Annotated in this window: 17 protein-coding genes; 11 read left to right on the forward strand and 6 right to left on the reverse strand. The window is 65.8% G+C overall.

The window, feature by feature from the left end; all coding sequences use genetic code 11:
- The coding region (locus B2585_RS16500; protein ID WP_292025027.1) for an alpha-hydroxy acid oxidase at window positions 1-987 on the reverse strand (987 nt) is incomplete at its 3' end.
- 109 nt (window positions 988-1,096) lie between these two features.
- Here B2585_RS16500 and B2585_RS16505 point away from each other — a divergent pair.
- The 3 genes from B2585_RS16505 to B2585_RS16515 are packed head-to-tail and all read left to right on the forward strand — an operon-like array spanning window position 1,097 to window position 2,760.
- Window positions 1,097-1,870 (forward strand): ZIP family metal transporter, encoded by a 774-nt coding sequence (locus B2585_RS16505; RefSeq protein WP_292025028.1) that lies wholly within the window; start codon window positions 1,097-1,099, stop codon window positions 1,868-1,870.
- A gap of 60 nt (window positions 1,871-1,930) precedes the next feature.
- The gene (locus B2585_RS16510; RefSeq protein ID WP_292025029.1) at window positions 1,931-2,305 is read left to right on the forward strand and encodes a hypothetical protein; all 375 of its coding nucleotides are present in this window, start codon (window positions 1,931-1,933) and stop codon (window positions 2,303-2,305) included.
- The gene (locus B2585_RS16515; protein WP_292025030.1) at window positions 2,302-2,760 is read left to right on the forward strand and encodes a MaoC family dehydratase; all 459 of its coding nucleotides are present in this window, start codon (window positions 2,302-2,304) and stop codon (window positions 2,758-2,760) included. The genes B2585_RS16510 and B2585_RS16515 overlap by 4 nt, the downstream gene beginning before the upstream one ends.
- Before the next feature lie 5 nt (window positions 2,761-2,765).
- Here the strand turns inward: B2585_RS16515 and B2585_RS16520 are convergent, their stop codons facing one another.
- The gene (locus tag B2585_RS16520) at window positions 2,766-3,314 is read right to left on the reverse strand and encodes a hypothetical protein (RefSeq protein WP_292025031.1); all 549 of its coding nucleotides are present in this window, start codon (window positions 3,312-3,314) and stop codon (window positions 2,766-2,768) included.
- Complete coding sequence (locus B2585_RS16525; RefSeq protein WP_292025055.1) at window positions 3,311-4,972, reverse strand: NAD+ synthase; 1,662 nt, start codon at window positions 4,970-4,972, stop codon at window positions 3,311-3,313. Before B2585_RS16525 ends, B2585_RS16520 begins: the two co-directional genes overlap by 4 nt.
- Window positions 4,973-5,116: 144 nt before the next feature.
- On the opposite strand from B2585_RS16525, the gene B2585_RS16530 reads away from it, so the two are divergent.
- Window positions 5,117-6,856 carry an MORN repeat-containing protein gene (locus tag B2585_RS16530; protein ID WP_292025032.1) on the forward strand — a complete coding sequence of 580 codons (1,740 nt, stop codon included), beginning with the start codon at window positions 5,117-5,119 and terminating at the stop codon, window positions 6,854-6,856.
- Between the two features lie 233 nt (window positions 6,857-7,089).
- Here the strand turns inward: B2585_RS16530 and B2585_RS16535 are convergent, their stop codons facing one another.
- The 3 genes from B2585_RS16535 to B2585_RS16545 form a co-directional block, all read right to left on the reverse strand.
- Complete coding sequence (locus B2585_RS16535) at window positions 7,090-7,680, reverse strand: TetR/AcrR family transcriptional regulator (RefSeq protein WP_292025034.1); 591 nt, start codon at window positions 7,678-7,680, stop codon at window positions 7,090-7,092.
- A 130-nt stretch (window positions 7,681-7,810) separates the two neighbouring features.
- Complete coding sequence (locus B2585_RS16540) at window positions 7,811-9,340, reverse strand: cryptochrome/photolyase family protein (protein WP_292025035.1); 1,530 nt, start codon at window positions 9,338-9,340, stop codon at window positions 7,811-7,813.
- Window positions 9,334-10,002, reverse strand: a complete 669-nt coding sequence (locus B2585_RS16545; protein ID WP_292025037.1) for an SDR family NAD(P)-dependent oxidoreductase — start codon at window positions 10,000-10,002, stop codon at window positions 9,334-9,336. Before B2585_RS16545 ends, B2585_RS16540 begins: the two co-directional genes overlap by 7 nt.
- Before the next feature lie 258 nt (window positions 10,003-10,260).
- Here B2585_RS16545 and B2585_RS16550 point away from each other — a divergent pair, with 258 nt between their 5' ends.
- From B2585_RS16550 to B2585_RS16580, 7 genes are all read left to right on the forward strand, one after another.
- Window positions 10,261-11,823: a 2-isopropylmalate synthase gene (locus tag B2585_RS16550; protein WP_292025038.1), complete on the forward strand. Its 1,563-nt coding sequence runs from the start codon at window positions 10,261-10,263 to the stop codon at window positions 11,821-11,823.
- Between the two features lie 205 nt (window positions 11,824-12,028).
- Window positions 12,029-13,066 carry a rod shape-determining protein gene (locus B2585_RS16555; RefSeq protein ID WP_292025039.1) on the forward strand — a complete coding sequence of 346 codons (1,038 nt, stop codon included), beginning with the start codon at window positions 12,029-12,031 and terminating at the stop codon, window positions 13,064-13,066.
- 38 nt (window positions 13,067-13,104) lie between these two features.
- Window positions 13,105-14,076, forward strand: a complete 972-nt coding sequence (gene mreC, locus B2585_RS16560) for a rod shape-determining protein MreC (protein ID WP_292025040.1) — start codon at window positions 13,105-13,107, stop codon at window positions 14,074-14,076.
- A complete protein-coding gene (locus B2585_RS16565) occupies window positions 14,073-14,612 on the forward strand; it encodes a rod shape-determining protein MreD (protein WP_292025041.1) in 540 nt (179 codons plus the stop codon). The genes mreC and B2585_RS16565 overlap by 4 nt, the downstream gene beginning before the upstream one ends.
- Window positions 14,609-16,552, forward strand: coding sequence for a penicillin-binding protein 2 (mrdA, locus tag B2585_RS16570; protein ID WP_292025042.1), 1,944 nt, complete (start codon window positions 14,609-14,611; stop codon window positions 16,550-16,552). The genes B2585_RS16565 and mrdA overlap by 4 nt, the downstream gene beginning before the upstream one ends.
- Window positions 16,549-17,688, forward strand: coding sequence for a rod shape-determining protein RodA (gene rodA / locus B2585_RS16575; RefSeq protein ID WP_292025043.1), 1,140 nt, complete (start codon window positions 16,549-16,551; stop codon window positions 17,686-17,688). The genes mrdA and rodA overlap by 4 nt, the downstream gene beginning before the upstream one ends.
- Entirely contained in the window at window positions 17,688-18,617 is a 930-nt protein-coding gene (locus tag B2585_RS16580; protein WP_292025044.1) for a 2-hydroxyacid dehydrogenase, read from the forward strand. The genes rodA and B2585_RS16580 overlap by 1 nt, the downstream gene beginning before the upstream one ends.
- The last annotated feature ends 19 nt before the right edge of the window (window positions 18,618-18,636 follow it).

Consider the following 18,636-nt stretch of genomic DNA (forward strand, 5'->3'; position numbering starts at 1 on the left):
GATATAGGTGCCCTTGGCGCCCATCGCGACGGCCTTGAGCACGTCCTGGCCCGAGCGGATGCCGCTGTCGAGGTGGACTTCGACCGTATCTCCGACCGCCTCGAGGATCGGTTCGAGCGCGCGGATGGAACTGACAGCGCCGTCGAGTTGCCGCCCGCCGTGGTTCGACACGACGATGGCATCCGCGCCGATTCTGGCGGCCATGAGCGCGTCTTCTGGCTCCATCACGCCCTTGAGGATGAGCTTGCCGCCCCAGAGGTCGCGGATCTTTTCGATCTTGGCCCAGTCGAGCGCCGGGTCGAATTGCTCGGCGGTCCAGGTCATAAGCGACGAGGGATCGGTGATGCCTGCGATATGGCCCACGACATTGCCGAAGTCGCGGTTCTTCGTGGCCAGCATCCCGAGGCCCCAGCGCCACTTGGTCGACAGGTTCACGAGGTTCCTGAGCGTCGGCTTGGGAGGGGCGGAGAGGCCGTTCTTGATGTCCTTGTGGCGCTGGCCCAGCACCTGGAGATCGAGCGTGACCACGAGGGCGGAGCAGCCTGCGTCCCTGGCGCGTCCGATCAGGCGGGTGAGGTAATCCCAGTCCTTCATCGCGTAGAGCTGGAACCAGAACGGCTTGGTCGTCTTTTCGGCCACCGCCTCGATCGAGCAGATCGACATGGTGGACAGGGTGAACGGCACGCCGAATTTCTCGGCCGCGCGGGCCGCCTTGATCTCACCATCCGCCGATTGCATGCCGGTCATGCCCACCGGGGCGAGGGCGACGGGCATGGCCACGTCCTGCCCGATCATCTGCGTGGCGGTGGAGCGGTTGGTCATGTCCACCGCGATACGCTGGCGCAGGCGGATCTGGTCGAAATCCGAGGTGTTTTCGCGGAAGGTCTGTTCGGTCCACGACCCGCTTTCACAGTAATCGTAGAACATCCGGGGCGCGCGCCGGCGGTAGAGGTGCTTGAGGTCCTCGATGGTGGTGATGACCGGCATGGCGTCCTCCCGTATGTTGCGACCGCACTGCTTTTAGCCGCCGCGTCTGATGCGCGCAACGCGCGGATTCAGGGTTGTGCCGTATTCGGGTGCGGCGCAATGATGCGCCATGTCTGTTGTTGTGATGGGATTGCTGGCGAGCCTTGCCGCGGGTCTGATGACCGGGGTCGGGGCGCTGCTCGTCCTTTTCGGCAAGACCATGCCGCGCCGGGCCTCGGACATCCTGTTGGGGTTCGCGGCCGGGGTGATGATCTCGGCGTCATTCTTTTCACTCCTGCTGCCCGGTCTCGAGGTGGCGGAGGAGAACAGCGGCTCGGTCTGGATCGCCGCGACCATCGCCGGGGCGGGGATCGCGCTGGGGGCCGCCGTCGTCTGGGCGATGAACGAGCTTCTGCCGCATGAGCATTTCATACAGGGACCAGAGGGCGCCGATCCCGGCGCGCTGTCGCGCATCTGGCTGTTCATTATCGCGATCACCATCCACAATTTTCCCGAAGGCATGGCCGTGGGCGTGGGCTTCGGCGGGGGCAACGTGGCCAACGGCGTGTCGCTCGCGACCGGGATCGGGCTTCAGAACGCGCCCGAGGGGCTGGCGGTCGCCGTGGCGCTGCGCGGCCTGGGCTATGGCCGGGGGCACAGTTTCGCAATCGCGCTCCTGACCGGGTTGATCGAGCCGGTGGGCGGGCTGATCGGGGTCGTCGCGGTGACGGTGTCGGAGACGTTGCTGCCCTGGGGGCTGACCTTCGCGGCGGGGGCGATGCTTTACGTCATCAGCCACGAGATCATTCCCGAGACGCACCGGGGCGGGCATCAGAAAAGCGCGACCGCCGGGCTCATCATCGGGTTGATCCTGATGATGTTCCTCGATGTCACACTGGGCTGAGACAGTCGCCGCCGGGCAACTTTCGCTTGCGCATGCGGCGGTTTTTGGCACTCTCGCCGCATGACAGCGAAAACCGCCCTTCGAATAGGCCTTACGCTCTGGACGCTGGCGTTCATCGTCTCGTTCGTGGATTTCGGGCTGACCGAACCGAGCGGCGACGGCTTTACCGCCGGGTTGAACAAGGTCGCGAAATTCGTGGTCTGGCAAGGGGTCGCGGCGGTCATTGCCGTGGCACTCTGGGTCGTGGGCGGCCAGTTCGAAAAACGCTCCGCGCAGCGGGTGGCGAGCCGGATTCCGGGGATCGTGCTGATCGCCATCCTCCTTGCCTTCGGGCTGCTGGTCATGAGTTCCCGCTTCTTCAGCGGGGTGGTGGGCGGCGATGCGCCCCCGCCGCAGACGCCGACAACCGTAGCGCCCGAGGCTGATACACAGTGACACAACGCTATTTCGAAGACCTGCCGGTGGGGTTCGCCTTCCGCACGGCCGAGGCGGAGCTGACCCGCGAGGCCATCGTGAAATTCGCGCAGGAATGGGACCCGCAGCCGTTTCACCTTGACGAGGCGGCGGCGGCGGAGAGCCATTTCGGGACGCTGATCGCCTCTGGCTGGCACACGCTGCTCATCGCGTTCAATCTCGGGATGCAGGCCGACGTGTGGAACGAGTCCTCGATGGGGGCATCGGGGATGGACGAGGTGCGGTGGTTTTTGCCTGCGCAGCCGGGGGACCGTATCCATGTGCGCTGCGAGGTGGTGAGCGCCGAGCGGTCGAAGTCACGCCCGGACCGGGGGCGCGTGGCTGTGCGCAACGATGTGCACCGGGCGGATGGCACGCGGATCGCGAGCTATATCGGCAACCACCTTGTGAAAGCGCGCGGCACGTCGCTCACCTGACCGGGTCAGGCCGACACTTGGTCCGACCGGGTCGGCTCGGGGGCGGTTTCGTCCTGAGCGACCTCCCACACGTCCCGCGCACCCTTTTGGGCAAGCGTCGCCGTGACGCCCGCCTGTTCCATGAATGCCAGCACCTCGCCCACGATCATGTCGGGGGCGTTCTCGGCGCGGCCAATGGGGATCGGGCGGCGCAACTCGCGTTTGCCGGCGGGGAACAGCGTCAGCGTCTCATAGGTGCCGGAGCCGCGCCGTTCGATGCGCACGATCCTGTCCCACGGTAGGCGGGCGTGGACGCCGACCTGCGCGCCTTCGGCGGAGAGATGGGCGAGGCGGCGGCGCATGTGGGTTTCGGTCAGCCCAACCCAGCCCAGCATCACGCCCAGCAGCACCGGAACGGCGAGGAGCGCGCCGGTCGGGGTGCGCCAGAGCGCCTCCGGGTCGGTCATGGCGACCTGTGCGATACCGATCAGGCCGAGGGCCAGAAACACGGCGCCGATCAGGCGCATGGTGCGGAACGACGGCGGCGCCGCGATGATTTCGAGATCCCGTGTCATGTCTTGTCACGCCAGCGGTTGACGATGGGATAGCGGCGGTCGAGCCAGAAGCTGCGCATGGTCAGACGCGCGCCCGGCGCGGACTGGAAGCGCTTGTATTCCGAGATGTAGATCAGGTGTTCCACCTTCTTCACCGTCTCACGGTCGAAGCCCTGCGCCACCAGATCGGCAACCGAGAGTTCCTTGTCCACCAACCCTTCTAGAATCTCGTCGAGCACCTCGTAAGGCGGCAAGCTGTCGCTGTCTTGCTGGTCGTCGCGCAGTTCCGCCGAGGGGGGCTTGTCGATGACGCGGGGCGGGATGACTTCGCCCGCCGGTCCCATCATCCAGTCGCGGTGGTTCGCGTTGCGCCAGCGGCAGGTTTCAAAGACCCGCATCTTGTAGAGATCCTTGATCGGATTGTAGCCGCCGGCCATGTCGCCATAGATCGTGGCGTAGCCCACCGCGACTTCGGACTTGTTGCCGGTGGTCAGCAGCATTTCCCCGAACTTGTTGGACATCGCCATGAGGAGGAGGCCGCGCAGGCGGGACTGGATGTTTTCCTCGGTGAGGTCGGGCGCGTAACCTTCGAAATGCGGGGCGAGCGTTTCAGTCACGGCCTCGCGCGGGCCCTTGATCGGGACGAAGTCGTAGGGGCAGCCGAGGTTGTTCGCGACCGCCTTGGCGTCGTCCAGCGAATGTTGCGACGTGTATTCCGAGGGCAGCATCACGCAGCGCACGTTTTCGGGGCCGAGCGCGTCGGCGGCGATGGTCGCGACGATGGCGCTGTCGATCCCGCCGGAGAGGCCGAGGAGCACCTTCTTGAACCCGGTCTTGCCCATGTAGTCGCGCAGGGACTGCACCATGACGCGGTAGTCGGCCTCATAAGGGGGCAGGGCCGGGATCACCTCGCCCGGCACGATGCGCCACCCGTCCGCGCCCTTTTCGAGGTCGAGGTGATGGATCACCTCGTCGAATTCGCGAAGCTGGAAGGCCAGCTCGCCCTGCGCGTCCATGCCGAAGGAGGCCCCGTCGAACACCTGATCGTCCTGACCGCCGACCATGTTGAGGTAGATGAGCGGAAGCCCCGTCTCCTCGACCCGCGCGCGGATCACGCCGTGGCGGGTTTCGACCTTGCCCCGGTAGTAGGGGGAACCGTTGGGGACGGCGAGGATCTCGGCCCCCTTTTCGGCAAGGTCCTCGCAGACCGCGTCGGGCCACCACGCATCCTCGCAGATCGGGATGCCGAGCGTGAGCGGGCCGATCTGGATCGGGTCCTGCGGCGGGGCGTGGGAATAGAGGCGTTTCTCGTCGAACACCGTTTCGTTCGGGAGCATCTGTTTCAGGATGCGCCGGCGCACATGGCCGCCTTCGAGAATCCAGTAGGCGTTATAGAGGTCCTTGCCGTCGTGATAGGGGCAGCCGATCCCCATGACCGGGCCGTCGGCGCAGTCGCGGGCGAGCGCCTCGCACACCTCCATCGCCTCGCTCCAGAATGGGGGGCGCATGACGAGGTCCTGGGGCTGGTAGCCGGTCAGGAACGCCTCGGTCAGCATGACCATATCCGCGCCGGCCGACTTCGCCTCGGCCCATGCCTTGCGGGCCCGGTCGGCGTTGCCGGGAATGTCCCCGACCACGGGGTTCAGCTGGGCTAGCGTCAGGCGAAACGTCTCGGTCATCTCGGTCCTTTCGGTTCCCGCCTTCTTTAGCAGGTTCATGGGCGGGGAAAAGCCGGGTGCCACGATTGTCATGGGAAAACAATTGTCTCATACGGCCCGTGCGCTTAGGTTTCGCTCACCCGAAAGATCGGTCAAGAGGTTCCCATGTCCCGCAATCTGCGTCTCGTCCTTTCCGTCGCCGCCAGCCTGATGGCCAGCGGCGCGCTCGCACAGGACGGCGAGGACACGATGCAGTATGACGACGGGCGGGTATACGAAGGGACGTTCAAGGACGGCCAGCCGCATGGTGAGGGCACGCTGCGCACGCCGTCGGGTTACGAATACAGCGGGACGTTCGTGAATGGCGAGATCCGGGGTGAGGGCGTTGCACGCTTCGCCAACGGATCGGTCTATGAAGGCAACTTCGCCGCCGGCAAGCCGCACGGCTTCGGCAAGATCACCTTCGCGGACGGGTCGAGCTTCGAGGGCGACTGGGTCGACGGCAAGATCACGGGCACCGGCATCGCGGAATACGCCAATGGCGTGACCTACGAGGGCGGCCTGCGCGAGGCGCTGCATCACGGGCGCGGCAAGATGGTCAGCCCCTCCGGCTTCACCTACGAAGGTGACTGGAACATGGGCAAGAAGGACGGTCAGGGCCGGGCGACCTATGCCGATGGCTCGGTCTACGAGGGCGCGTTCTCGGGCGATCAGCGGCAGGGGCAGGGCGTCTATGTCGGGGCCGACGGGATGCGCTATGAAGGCCAGTGGGTCGCGGGGCAGATGCACGGCACCGGGCGGCTCACGCAGGCCAACGGCGATGTCTACTCCGGCCAGTTCGTCGAAGGCCAGCGGTCCGGGCAGGGCAAGGTCACCTATGAGAACGGCGACACCTATACCGGCGCGTTCCTGAACGACCAGCGCAACGGCGACGGCGTGTTCACGGGTGACGACGGCTATGTCTATGAAGGCAATTGGGTCGAGGGTCAGATCGAGGGCGAGGGCAAGGTCACCTATCCCGATGGGTCGGTCTATACCGGCACCTTCCGCGCCGGGCTTCCCGACGGGCAGGGCACGATCGAATATCCCGATGGCGGCTCCTACACCGGCACATGGCGCGACGGTGTGATCGAAGGCACCGGACGCGCGGAATACCCCAACGGCTCGACCTATGAGGGCGGGTTCGTTTCGGCGCTGTTCGACGGCGAGGGCACGCTGACCTTCCCCGAGGGTCACGGCTATACCGGTGGTTGGCAGGACGGCAAACGCCACGGTCAGGGGCGCGAGGAATACGCGGACGGCTCGGTGTATGAGGGTGGCTGGCAGGACGGCGCACGTCACGGCGAGGGCGCGCTTACGATGGCCGACGGGTTCAGCTATACCGGCGGCTGGGAGAACGGCATGAAGAGCGGGATGGGCACGGCGACCTATCCGAACGGCGATGTCTACGAGGGCGAATTCTCGGCCGACCAGCGCAACGGGCAGGGCACTGTCGCCTATGCCTCGGGAGAGCGCGTGTCCGGCCAGTGGGTCAACGGGGTCATGTCCTCGATGCTCGAAGGTGGCACGCCCGCGCCGGTGACGCCCGCTGCGGCGGAGCCGGAACCTGCGGAACCGGCGCCCGCGCCTGAACCGGAGGCTGCGCCTGAACCAGCGCCGGAGCCGGAGCCCACGCCGGAACCCGCGCCCGAACCGGAGCCTGCGCCAGAGCCGGAACCCGCCCCGGCCCCGGAGCCTGCACCGGCCCCCGCGCCGGAACCCGAGCCTGCGCCCGAACCCGAACCGGCCCCCGCGCCGGAGCCTGCGCCGCAGCAGCAAGACCAGCAACAGCAGGAAGCGACGCCGCCGCGCGACCCCTCGCTGGTGGCGCCGGATATTTCGCTCGGCAATGGCGGGCTTTACTGACCGCCACGGACCAAACCAGTTGCGTGTATCGTGAAAGGCCGCCCGAAACTGGGCGGCCTTTTTCGGTCCCGGATGTGGGATGCGGACAAGCGCGTTAGGTTTCGCGCTGACCTGGAGGCGATGATGAGGCAGTTGCGAGTCACCTCGGACCCACCTACGAGCCGGGGTTGACGGGGGGACCTGGAAACAGAGGGGAGCGCTTACGCCACCCTGGTCTCAACGATGCCGCGCCGTCAGGCGCCGATCATCGCGAGGATGTCGTCCGCCAGACGATTGCCGGCGCTTTCCAGATCGAAAGCCTGATCCTTGAGCAGCCAGTCGTGGCTGAGACCCTGAAGCGAGGTCATCACGACACCGGCGATGCCCGTGGCCGAGAGCTCGGCGCGGATTTCGCTCCGCTCCTGCCCCCGCTCGATCAGCCGGGCGACGCGTGTCGTGCTGTCGCGGTTGAGCGCGGTGAAGCGGTTGCGCAGTTCGGTGTTCTCGACCTGCAATTCGATGGAATGCAGGATCGCAGGAACCGCCGGACGCTCGCTCACGAAGCTCAGGAATCTGTTGATGTAGTCGCGCAGCCCCGTTTGCGGGGACTCCACGCTTTCGGACATCTCGTTGATATCTGCCGCAATCCGCCGGCTGACCTCGTCCCAGATTTCGGACTTGGTCGAGAAATGGCGGAAAATGGCAGGCTGGGTCACCCCAACCGCATCCGCGAGATGTTGGGTCGTTACGCGATCCGGACCGAGCACGGCCGAAAGCTTGATGACAGTGTCTACAATTTCGGCCTTGCGGTCGGCAGCGCTTTTACGTTTGCGCACCTGGTCCACGGCACCTCCTAAAAACCGGATAATCCGGTGTTCACTTTCATCCCCTGAGGTAGTGTGACTCACAACGCCATTAAAGACGAGGATGAAATATAACTTTGTAACCGAAAGCCAATTATCGCCGAGTTCCGGGTCAGACCCGCTCGCCTGCATCCAGCCGTGCGAGGAATTTTTCTGCATCGGCAAGCACTTGGCTTTTCCGGTCGTCCTTCATTCGGTCCCACGTCGCGTAGATGGTTTTCATCCTCACGTTCTTGCGAAACCGCTGCTCGTGGCGGTCGAGAAACCACCAGTAGAGCAGGTTGAACGGGCAGGCGTCGTCGCCGGTCTTTTGCCGGACATCATAGGCGCAGCCCGCACAATAGTCGGACATCCTGTTAATGTAATTCCCCGAGGCGGCATAAGGTTTCGACGCGATCATGCCGCCATCGGCGAATAGGCTCATTCCCGCCGTGTTGGGCGCTTCGACCCATTCGAAGGCGTCGGCGTAGACGCACAGATACCACTCCTGCACCTGCGCCGGATCGGCCCCGATGAGCAGGGCGAAGTTGCCCGTGACCATGAGGCGCTGGATATGGTGGGCGTAGGCGTTTTCCTTCGTGAGCCGCACCACTTCGGACAGACAGGCCATGTCGGTCTCGCCACCCCAGTAGAGCCACGGGAGGTCGCGGTGGTGGCGCAGGGCGTTGCGGGACGTGTAAGCGGGGCCGTCCATCATGTAGATGCCGCGCACATATTCGCGCCAGCCGAGGATCTGGCGGATGAACCCCTCGGCGGAGTTGAGGGGCACCTTTCCGGCGCGATAGGCGGCTTCGGCCCGTTTGCACAGGTCGAGCGGGTCGAGGAGGCCGATGTTGAGCGCGGGCGACAGGATCGAGTGGTAGAGGTGCGGCTCGCCCGCCAGCATCGCGTCCTGATAGGTGCCGAAGCTCTCGAAGCGGTTTTCGATGAAGTCGTCGAGCGCCTCCTGCGCCTCTTCCGGCGTCGTGGGGTAGTCGAACCCGTCCAGATCACCAAAATGGTCGGAGAACTCCCGCGCGACGAGGTCGAGCACCTCTTGCGTCACCCCGTCGGGTTCGAACGCGGGCACCTTGGGTTGAAAGAGGTCCGCCTTGGCCGGTGCGCGGTTGTCGTGGTCGTAGTTCCACTTGCCGCCCTCCGGCTTGTCCCCGTCCATGAGGATGCCGGTCTTGCGCCGCATCTCGCGGTAGAAGAACTCCATCCGAAGCTCCTTGCGGCCCTCCGCCCAGCCTTCGAATTCCTCCTGTGTCGAGATGAACCGGGTGTCGGGCAGTCGCGTGACCTTGAGGGGGAGGTCGTCGAGGAGCTGGATCAGCCGCCAGTCGCCGGGGGTGGTGCAGAGCACTTCGGTCGCGCCGTGTTCTTCGGCGCGGCGCAGAAGTTCGCCGTCGATGGTCTGGGCGTTGTCCCGGTCTTCGAGGCGGGCGTAGGCGACGGTCCAGCCGTCGGCCTCAAGCCGGGCGGCGAACTTGCGCATCGCAGAGAAGATCAGCGCGATTTTCTGGGGGTGGTGCTTGGGGCTGCCCGCTTCGCCGCGCACTTCGGCCATGACCACGACGTCCGTCTCGCGGTTGGCCTGTTCCAGCGCCGAAAGGGTGGGGGTGAGCTGGTCGCCAAGGACGAGGATCAGACGGCTCACCATTCGACGCGCTTACCCTGCCAGTCGAAGAACAGGCCGCTGTCCTCGGCGGTGAGGTCCGCGAGCACGTTCAGCAGGTTCGCGGCGGCTTGGGCAGGCGTGACCTTGTCGTGCCCCGCGCCGTGGGTGGCGGTGAGGTCGGTCGAGACGGTACCGGGGTGGAGCGCCACGCAGACCGATTGTTTGTGGGTGCGGCCCAGTTCGATCGCGGCGCCGTGCATGATCTGGTTCAGCGCGGCCTTGGCGGCGCGGTAGCCATACCAGCCGCCCAGATGGTTGTCGCCGATGGAGCCCACGCGGGCCGACAGCGCGGCGATGGTCGCGGGGCGGTCGCGGGGAAGGAGGCGGGCTGCGTGGCGCATCACCAGCGCGGGACCGATGGTGTTGGTGCGGAACTGCGCGGCGAGGGCGTCGGCGGCGAGGTGGCGAAGTGCTTTCTCCGGGCCGTGCCCATCAATCTCCAGTGCGCCGGTCGCGATGAAGACGAGGTCAAAGGGGCCGTCGAGGCCGCTCAGGAGGGCGTCCACCCGCGCGGGGTCGGCATAGTCGAAGCCGTCCGCGCTGCGCGACAGGCCCGTGACGTGCCAGCCGCCCTGTCCGAGATGGGTCGAAATCGCGCCGCCGATGCCGCCCGAGGCGCCGAGAATGAGTGCTGATCCGGTCATGGTGCGGTTACGGAACGCCCCCCGCCCCGGACCAGTCGCCCCAAAAATCACTTTTCATTCACGCAGGGCGGGTTATAAACGCGGCCATGATGAACGCGGCCCATATCACGCTTGCCACCGGTGCGACCCCGCATCTGTCGCCGTGCGCCGCCCTTCTTCTTCTTAGCCGCCTCTGAGCGTGCCGGTTGGCGCGAGCGCTCAGAGGTATGTCACCGCGCCTGCGAACCCACGGCTAAGACAGACAAGAGAGACAATCCAATGACCGACAAGACCGAGCAGGACCGCGTCCTGATTTTCGATACGACGCTGCGCGATGGCGAGCAGAGCCCCGGCGCGACGATGAGCCACGAGGAAAAGCTCGAGATCGCCGAGATGCTCGACGAGATGGGCGTGGATATCATCGAGGCCGGGTTCCCCATCGCCTCCGAGGGTGACTTCGAGGCGGTGAAGGAAATCGCCGTCCGGTCGAAGAATTCCACCATCTGCGGGCTGGCGCGCGCGAACAAAACCGATATCGAGCGGGCATATGAGGCGGTGAAACACGCCGGAAAGCCCCGGATTCATACATTCATCGGCACCTCGCCGCTTCACCGTGCCATTCCGGGTCTGAGCCAGGATGACATGGCGGACCTGATCCACGACACGGTGAGCCATGCGCGCAACCTGACCGACAACGTCCAGTGGTCGCCGATGGACGCGACGCGCACCGAGCATGATTACCTCTGCCGCGTGGTCGAAATCGCGATCAAGGCGGGGGCGACCACGATAAACATTCCCGACACGGTGGGTTATACCGCGCCGCGTGAAAGCGCCGAGCTGATCCGGATGCTGATCGAAAAGGTGCCGGGCGGGGACGAGGTGGTGTTCTCGACCCACTGCCACAACGATCTGGGCATGGCGACCGCCAACAGCCTCGCCGCCGTCGAGGCGGGTGCGCGGCAGGTGGAATGCACCATCAACGGGCTGGGCGAGCGTGCGGGCAACACCGCGCTCGAAGAGATCGTCATGGCGCTGCGCGTGCGCAACGACATCATGCCCTATGCCACGAAGATCGACACCAAGCGGATCATGCAGATCAGCCGCCGTGTGAGCCAAGTGTCGGGCTTCCCGGTCCAGTTCAACAAGGCCGTGGTCGGCAAGAACGCCTTTGCCCACGAGTCGGGCATTCACCAGGACGGGATGCTCAAGAACGCCGAGACGTTCGAGATCATGAAGCCCGAGGATATCGGGCTGGCCGCCTCGTCGCTGCCGCTGGGCAAGCACTCGGGGCGGGCTGCGCTGCGCGACAAGCTCAACGCGCTGGGGCTGGAGGTCGGGGACAACCAGCTCAAGGACATCTTCGTGCGCTTCAAGTCGCTGGCCGACCGCAAGAAGGAGGTCTACGACGACGACATCATCGCGCTGGTGGCCGATACGGCGGGCGACAAGGCGGTCGAGAAGATCAAGCTGACGTCGCTCAGGGTCATGTGCGGGACCGAGGGGCCGCAGAGCGCGGATATCGTGCTGGAGATTGACGGGGAAGAGGTGTCGACCACCCAGACCGGCGACGGCCCCGTGGACGCGACCTTCAACGCCGTGAAGGCACTGTTCCCGACCGAGGCGCGGCTGGAAATCTATCAGGTGTCCGCCGTGACCGAAGGCACCGACGCGCAGGCGACCGTTTCGGTGCGTCTGTCGGAGAACGGGCGCATCTCGACCGGGCAGTCGGCCGATACCGATACCGTCGTCGCCTCGGCCAAGGCCTATATCACCGCGCTCAACCGGCTTCAGATCCGGCTGGCGAAGTCGTCGCCGGGTATCCACTACTCCGACGCGAACTGATCGACAGGGCGGGGGCGCAAGGGGCGGCCCCGCCCTCATTCACGGCACAGGTTCTGCTCGGCGGAAAAGGGTCGGTCTGGGCAGAAAGCTGCCGGAGGTTTTTGCGCACCCCCTTTCACCCAAAGCCTATGGCCCATATAAGGCCTCAAACCCCCGGCCAACGAGCCGGGGTATTGGGTAATGGGACGAACGGAAGACACCGAAAATGGTTGGATTCTCTGGACTTTTCTCGTCTGACATGGCGATCGACCTCGGGACGGCGAACACGCTCGTCTATGTGAAGGGTCGGGGTGTGATTCTGAACGAACCGTCGGTGGTTGCTTACCACGTCAAAGACGGGGTGAAGAAAGTGCTCGCCGTGGGTGAGGACGCCAAGCTGATGCTGGGGCGGACCCCCGGCTCGATCGAAGCGATCCGGCCGATGCGCGAGGGCGTGATCGCCGATTTCGACACCGCGGAAGAGATGATTAAGCACTTCATCCGCAAGGTTCATAAGCGCACCACATTCTCGAAGCCCAAGATCATCGTCTGCGTGCCCCACGGCGCCACGCCGGTCGAGAAGCGGGCCATTCGCCAGTCGGTCTTGTCCGCAGGCGCGCGGCGCGCCGGCCTGATCGCGGAGCCCATCGCGGCGGCCATCGGGGCCGGGATGCCGATCACCGATCCGACCGGGTCGATGGTCGTGGACATCGGCGGCGGGACGACCGAGGTGGCCGTGCTGTCGCTGGGTGACATCGTTTATGCCCGCTCGGTCCGTGTCGGTGGCGACCGGATGGACGAGGCCATCGTCAATTACCTGCGTCGCCAGCATAACCTGCTGATCGGGGAATCCACCGCCGAGCGGATCAAGACCTCCATCGGCACGGCGCGGATGCCCGACGACGGGCGCGGCGCCTCCATGCATATCCGGGGCCGCGACCTGCTCAACGGCGTGCCCAAGGAAATCGAGATCAGCCAGGCCCAGGTGGCCGAGGCGCTGGCCGAACCCGTCCAGCAGATCTGCGAGGCGGTGATGACGGCGCTGGAGACGACGCCGCCCGACCTCGGTGCCGATATCGTCGACCGCGGCGTGATGCTCACGGGTGGCGGTGCGCTGCTCGGTGAACTGGACCTCGCGCTGCGCGAGCAGACGGGTCTGTCCATCTCGGTGGCCGACGAGTCGCTGAATTGTGTAGCCTTGGGCACCGGCAAGGCACTGGAATACGAAAAGCAACTGCGTCACGTTATCGACTACGACAGTTGAAGGCCCGCGTGGCCGCCCCGTAGCACTGGGGGGAAAAATTGGCACGGTCCAAGGCACGGACAGAAGACTATGTTGGCCCGGTCAGGCGCATCCTGATCGGTCTGACGCTGTTCGTCCTGTTCGCCCTGTTCCTTTTGTGGCGGATCGACAGCCCGCGGGTTGAACGCTTCCGGGCGCAACTGGTCGACAGCGTGGTGCCCAGTTTCGAATGGGCGCTGGTGCCCGTGACGAAGACCGCCGACGCCATCGAGAACTTTCAAAGCTACCAGCGCATTTCCGAGCAAAATCAGGAGCTGCGGCGCGAACTGCGCCAGATGCAGGCGTGGAAAGAGGCCGCGCTTCAACTGGAGCAGGAAAACGCCAAGCTGCGCGACCTGAACAACGTGCGGCTGGATGCGCGGCTGTCTTATGTGACCGGGGTGGTGCTGGCCGACAGCGGCTCGCCCTTCCGTCAGTCGGTTCTCATCAACCTCGGCTCCCGCGACGGGCTGGTCGATGGCTGGGCGGCGATGGATGGTCTTGGCCTCGTCGGGCGGATCGCGGGGGTGGGGGAGCGCACCGCGCGGGTGATCCTGCTCACTGATTCCAACAGCCGTATCCCCGTGACCGTTCAGCCCTCGGGCCAGACCGCCATTCTGACCGGCGACAACTCGTCGGTGCCGCCGCTCGAATTCCTCGAGAACCGCGACCTGGTGCGGCCCGGCGACCGGGTTCTGTCGTCAGGTGACGGCGGAGTGTTTCCGGCGGGGCTGCTGGTCGGGGAAGTGGTGCAGGGCAAGGACCGGCGACTGCGCGTGCGGCTCGCCGCCGATTACGAGCGGCTCGAATTCCTGCGCGTCATGCGTTCGCATCCGGGCGAGGTGGTCACCGACAGCGGGGCGCTTATCGTGATGAACCCGGCCACCGCGCCGGTCGCCGAAGGCCTGCCGGAAGAGTGCACCGGGCTGGCCGAGGGCGACGAGGTGCCGGAGACCTGCGAAGGCACGGAGACGGTGGAGGTCACTCAATGATCGACCCGTATCTGCTGCGCCGCCTGCTTTATGGCCTTCTGTTCCTCGCGATCTCGGGGCTGATCATCTTTACCCGGATGCTGCCGCTCCACTCCGGCGCGCAGGCCTTTCCGCCGCCCGACCTGATCCTGTGTTTTGCCTTTGCCTGGACCGTGCGTCGGCCCGACTACATGCCGGTTCTGCTCGTGGCCGCGGTGCTCCTGCTGGGAGATATGCTGTCGCTCGCCCCGCCGGGGATCGCGCCGCTGCTCGCCATTCTGGGGATCGAGGCGATCCGGTCGCGGCGCGGGCTGCTGTCGGATCAGGGGTTCGCCGTCGAATGGGCCTCGGTCGCCGCGATCATGTTCCTGATGATGCTGGCCGAGCGCCTGATCCTGGGCGTCTTCATGGTGCCGCAGGTGGCCTTTGGCATCACGGTTCTGAGCCTGCTGGTCACCGTCGTCTTCTATCCGGTGACGGTCCTCATTTCCACTCTGGGCTTCCGCATCTCGTGGATGAAGCCCGGTTCGATCGACCCGGAGGCGCGGACGGCATGAAACGATCCCCCGCAGATACGGAAAAGAGCGCCAAGCGCATCACCCGGCGCGGACTCCTGCTCGGCGCGGGGCAGGTGGCAATGGCGGGCGTGCTGGTCGCGCGGATGCGTTACATGCAGGTCGATCAGGCCGACGAATACCGGATGTTGGCCGAGGAGAACCGCGTCAACATCCGCCTCGTGCCGCCGGTGCGCGGGTTGATCTATGACCGCAAGGGCGTGCTGCTCGCCGGAAACGAACAGAATTACTCCATCATCATGGTGCGTGAGGATGCGGGCGACCCGGAGGAGGTGCTGGACCGGCTGGGCAAGCTCGTCTGGATTTCGCCCGAGGACAAGGCCAAGGCGCTCGAAGAGATGAGCCGCCGCTCGCCCTTCGTGCCCGTGACCATCGCGGACCGCGTGTCGTGGGAGGATATCTCCAAGGTCGCGGTGAATGCCCCCGCGCTGCCGGGTGTGACGCCGGAAATGGGGTTGAGCCGGATTTACCCGATGGGGTCGGATTTCGCCCATGTGGTGGGCTATGTCGGGCCGGTGTCGGATTACGACCTGAGCCGGATCGAAGACCCCGATCCGGTGCTCCAGATTCCGCGCTTCCAGATCGGCAAGACGGGTGTGGAGAACAAGCACGAGGGACAGTTGCGTGGCGAGGCGGGCACCCGGCGTATCGAGGTCAACGCCGTGGGCCGGGTGATGCGCGAGCTTGGGCGGCAGGAAGGCGTCGCGGGTGCGAACCTTCAGCTCACCGTGAACCATGCGCTTCAGAATTTCGCCGAGGCGCGGTTGTCGGGCGAAAGCGCGGCGGCGGTCGTGATGGACCCGCGCAACGGCGATATCCTCGCCATCGCGTCGGCGCCCTCCTATGACCCCAACAAGTTCGTGCGCGGGATTTCGTCAAAGGACTACAACGGCCTGCTCGAAGACCCCTATCGTCCGCTCGCCAACAAGACGGCGCAGGGCACCTATCCGCCGGGGTCCACCTTCAAGATGGTCACGGCGCTGGCCGCGCTGGAAGCGGGTGAGATCGACCTGGAAGAGACGATCACCTGCCGGGGCTATACCGAGTTGCATGATCGCCGGTTCCACTGCTGGCGGCGCGGCGGGCACGGGCGCGTGAACCTCGTGAAATCGCTGCGCGAAAGCTGTGACGTCTATTACTACGAACTGGCCCAGCGGGTCGGGATCGAACGGATGTCGGCGATGGCGCGCAAGCTGGGGCTTGGCATCCGCCCGGACGTGCCGCTGTCGGGCGTGGCCGAAGGGCTGATCCCCACGAAGGAGTGGAAGCGCGAGGTGCGCGGGGCCGACTGGGTGGTGGGCGACAGCCTGAACGCCGCCATCGGGCAGGGCTTCGTGCTGGCCTCGCCGCTGCAACTGGCGATCATGACCTCGCGCATCGCGACGGGGCAGGTGATCGAACCGCGCCTCGTGCGGTCCGTCGACGGGGTGGAGGAGCCTGTGCTGGGCACCGAGCCGCTCGACGTCGATCCGGCCCACCTCGCCGCCGTTCAGCAGGGCATGTACGAGGTGGTCAACGGGACGCGCGGCACGGCAGGACGCTCGCGCGTCGTGGCCGAGGGTGTACGCATGGCGGGCAAGACCGGCACCAGTCAGGTCCGCAACATCACCGCCGCCGAGCGGGCCGCTGGCGTGACCCGCAACGAAGACCTGCCGTGGGAGCGGCGCGACCACGCTTTGTTCGTGAGCTTCGCGCCCCATGACGCGCCGGAAGTGGCCGTGTCGGTCGTGGTCGAGCATGGCGGAGGCGGGTCCACCGCCGCCGCGCCTATCGCGCGCGACATCCTGCTCGCCGCGCTCTATGACGACATCCCGCCGCTCGACGCCTATCCGTCGCCCCAGCGCGGCACGATCCGTTCGCAGTTCGACATGATGGAATTGCGCGAGCCGCAGGCGCCGTCGCAGGGCAGGTCGCGGGCATGAGTTTTCTCGAATACAACGTCAAGCACACGCCCACGGGCCTGTCCAAGGTGCTGTATTTCAACTGGGTTCTGGCGCTCCTGCTGGCCGCCGCCGCCGCAATCGGCTTTCTCATGCTCTACTCGGTCGCGGGCGGGTCCTATTCGCCCTGGGCCGAGCCGCAGATGAAGCGGTTCGCGCTGGGCTTCGTGATGATGTTCATCGTGGCGATGGTTCCGATCTGGTTCTGGCGCAACCTGTCCGCGCTGGCTTTCGCGGTATCGCTCGCGCTCCTCGTCGCGGTCGAGTTCGTGGGCGACGTGGGCATGGGCGCACAACGTTGGATCGACCTCGGGTTCATGCGGCTGCAACCCTCGGAGCTCACCAAGATCACGCTCATCATGGTGCTGGCCGCCTATTACGACTGGCTCGACGTCGACAAGGTGTCGCGCCCGCTCTGGGTGCTGATCCCGGTGGTGGTTGTGCTGGTGCCCACCTACCTCGTCCTGCGCCAGCCGGACCTCGGCACCTCGATCCTGCTGGTCGCGGGCGGCGCGGTCCTGATGTTCCTTGCGGGGGTGCATATCCTTTATTTCCTCGTGGTGGGCGGCGCAGGCGTCGGGCTTGTGGCGGCGGTGTTCAGTTCACGCGGGACCGACTGGCAACTTCTCAAGGACTACCAGTATCGTCGGATCGACACCTTCCTCGACCCGTCCTCGGACCCGCTGGGCGCGGGGTATCACATCACCCAGTCGAAGATCGCGCTGGGATCGGGCGGATGGACCGGGCGGGGGTTCATGCAGGGCACGCAGTCGCGGCTGAACTTCCTGCCGGAAAAGCAGACGGACTTCATTTTCACGACACTGGCCGAGGAATTCGGTTTCGTCGGGGCGGCCTCGCTCCTCGCCCTGTATGTCGCGATCATCATTTTCTGCATCGCTTCGGCGGTGCGTAACACGGACCGCTATGGCTCGCTGCTCACCCTCGGGATTGCGGCGACGTTCTTTTTCTTCTTCGCGGTGAACATGTCGATGGTCATGGGGCTTGCGCCCGTCGTCGGCGTGCCGCTCCCGCTGGTCAGCTACGGCGGCTCGGCCATGCTGATCCTGATGATCGGCTTCGGCCTCGTCCAGTCCGCCCACGTTCACAGGCCGCGCTGATGTTGAAGGTTCAGATGCTCATGCGCGACGACATGATCGCGCCGTGGCGCCCGCACCTTGAGGCGGCTTTGGCCGAGGCGGGGCTCGACGCGGAGCTGGCCACGGATCATGCGCCGGAGGTGGTGGATTACGTCATCTATGCGCCGGGCGGCGGGGCGGCGGACCTGTCGGGCTATACCAACACGAAAGCGGTTCTGGGGCTCTGGGCCGGGGTCGAGTCCATCATCGCGAACGAGACGCTGACGCAACCTTACGCACGGATGGTGGATGAGGGGCTGACCGAGGGCATGGTCGAATGGGTGACGGGGCATGTGCTGCGCCATCACCTTGGCCTCGACGCGCACATAACGCGCGACGCCCCGGAATGGCGGCAGACAGCCCCGCCACTGGCCCGGCAACGCAAGGTCGCGATCCTTGGGCTGGGCGAGCTGGGCGCGGCCTGCGCGATGGCGCTCACACGGCTCAACTTCGTCGTGGCGGGGTGGAGCCGGTCGCCAAAGTCGCTGCCGGGTGTGGCCTGTTTCCACGGGGACGCGGGGCTGGACCGGGTGTTGTCGGAGGCCGAGATCGTGGTGCTGCTTCTGCCATCGACGCCAGAGACTGAGAACACGCTGAACGCGCGCAGGCTGGCGCTGATGCCTGTGGGGGCGGTGGTCCTGAACCCCGGACGTGGCGCGCTGATCGACGATGAGGCGCTGCTGGCGGCGCTGGACAGCGGGCGGCTTGGCCATGCGACGCTCGACACGTTCCGGGTCGAACCGCTGCCGCGCGATCATCCATTCTGGTCGCACCCGAACGTGACGGTCACGCCGCATATCGCCTCGGAAACCCGGCCCGAGACAGCCTCGCGCGTCGTGGCTGCGAACATCCGGCGCGTCGAGGCGGGCGAGCCCCTTCTCCATCAGGTTGACAAGGCACGGGGCTACTAGCCCGGGGTCCATCTTCTTC

The sequence above is a fragment of the Maritimibacter sp. UBA3975 genome (assembly GCF_002384975.1).
GTDB lineage: Bacteria > Pseudomonadota > Alphaproteobacteria > Rhodobacterales > Rhodobacteraceae > Maritimibacter.